Source organism: Aliiglaciecola sp. 2_MG-2023 (genome assembly GCF_030548145.1).
Lineage (GTDB): Bacteria > Pseudomonadota > Gammaproteobacteria > Enterobacterales > Alteromonadaceae > Aliiglaciecola > Aliiglaciecola lipolytica_A.
Genome location: NZ_JAUORY010000060.1, coordinates 1 through 1,385, shown reverse-complemented (window position 1 = coordinate 1,385; position 1,385 = coordinate 1). Strand labels below are relative to the sequence as shown.

Annotated in this window: 2 protein-coding genes; both read right to left on the bottom strand. The window is 35.2% G+C overall.

The features are described 5' to 3' along the window. Positions 1-82 precede the first annotated feature (82 nt). The gene (locus tag Q4567_RS22180) at positions 83-481 is read right to left on the bottom strand and encodes a hypothetical protein (RefSeq protein ID WP_303502477.1); all 399 of its coding nucleotides are present in this window, start codon (positions 479-481) and stop codon (positions 83-85) included. Between the two features lie 508 nt (positions 482-989). Beyond that, positions 990-1,301 carry a hypothetical protein gene (locus Q4567_RS22175; RefSeq protein WP_303502476.1) on the bottom strand — a complete coding sequence of 104 codons (312 nt, stop codon included), beginning with the start codon at positions 1,299-1,301 and terminating at the stop codon, positions 990-992. Positions 1,302-1,385 lie beyond the last annotated feature (84 nt).

Here is a 1,385-nt window from a genome sequence, read left to right as displayed (position 1 = left end):
GGTTTGGATTGACCTTGAAAAAGTGGTCAAAAGATGACTAATACCTATTGACCAACAAGAGGCTCATATGTGTTAGGTGTGACTACAAAAAAGTATGCCCTACCTTCATATGATGCTCTAATAATTTCCCAGTTCTATCGATGAAAAGATACACTCTCAAACTAGGATCTGTGATTGATAAAAAGCCGGCATCTCGTCGTGTAAAAATATAACCATAATATTGACAATTCCACTTAAATTTTCCATCGCTAAACCGCCGACATTTCCCATCGCTAGTATAATAAGAACTAGTCGTTTTATTAATCTCAGAATAGTAATATTTTTTCTCCTTGAGAAAATTTATTATCTGCTCTTTGCTTGTTCCTGGAATCAAAACAGATTGAAACTCATACTCTCCACGTGAAATTATGCTTGCATTATTATTCCATACACATGATGTACTTAAAAAACTAACCAATAATAAAATGATAACTTTGATCACAATAACACCTAACTTCCAAAACAGCGGAAAGCGAGAGCGTATTTGGGCGAAGCCCAGCGAGTGCTTTTCCGGTGCTTTTGTTTGTTATGAGGTGACAATATGACAACCCCAAAAAGTTTATTCATTTAATAACACCCTATTTGCTTTTTAAAAACAACCGGAATGTTGATTTCAATGGTTTTGAAAGATGACACGCCGTTTGTTTAACAAAATGTAGCCGCAAGCTGTACCACACGATTTAAACAACAACATAAGTTAATAAAGTAACAAAATTCAATGTGACGTTTACGTTGAATAACTTAAAAATAATTAACAACTACATTTTAAAAACGAACAAATTACGGTAGCTAAACATCAATAAAAATAACCAGTTGAGAGCAGGTTTAGACTGCCACTACATTAATTCTTTTTAACCTCATAACGTCCGAATTTGCTGCACAAACTTACTGGTTATACTTGGCGAGGTACGAGCCGCAGCCAGTGAGTTTGGGTCAGCAACATACGTTTGTTAGCTGCCGAACATAAAAAAGGCGGCAACACTAACAATTGCTGTAAAAATAATAGCGTAAAGTATATACACAATTGCAAAAGACATTTGCCATTTAGATCCATCTACTGCTTTTAAGCCTTTGACATAAGATGTAAATGGACCTGCCACAGATGCTAAATATCCTAAAGCCAACAACAGAGTTTTGCCTAAAGTAACAACAAAACTATCATTAGCCCCTAAAAGACTGATAAACAAAAACGAGCCAAATATACATAGAATAAAATAGGCTGTTGTTCCAACAATATGTTGTGAAATGATATTTAACTTCATAGGCTGCTAACGCTTTACTAAACGGTGGAATAAATTGGGGTGATTTTTGCCTGCGAAGCAGAAATGCAAAAAGCACCACAGTTT

Excerpts from the sequence above, each read along its gene's own strand:
- Q4567_RS22175 (WP_303502476.1), bottom strand. The coding sequence starts at position 1,301 with ATGAAGTTAAATATCATTTCACAACATATTGTTGGAACAACAGCCTAT.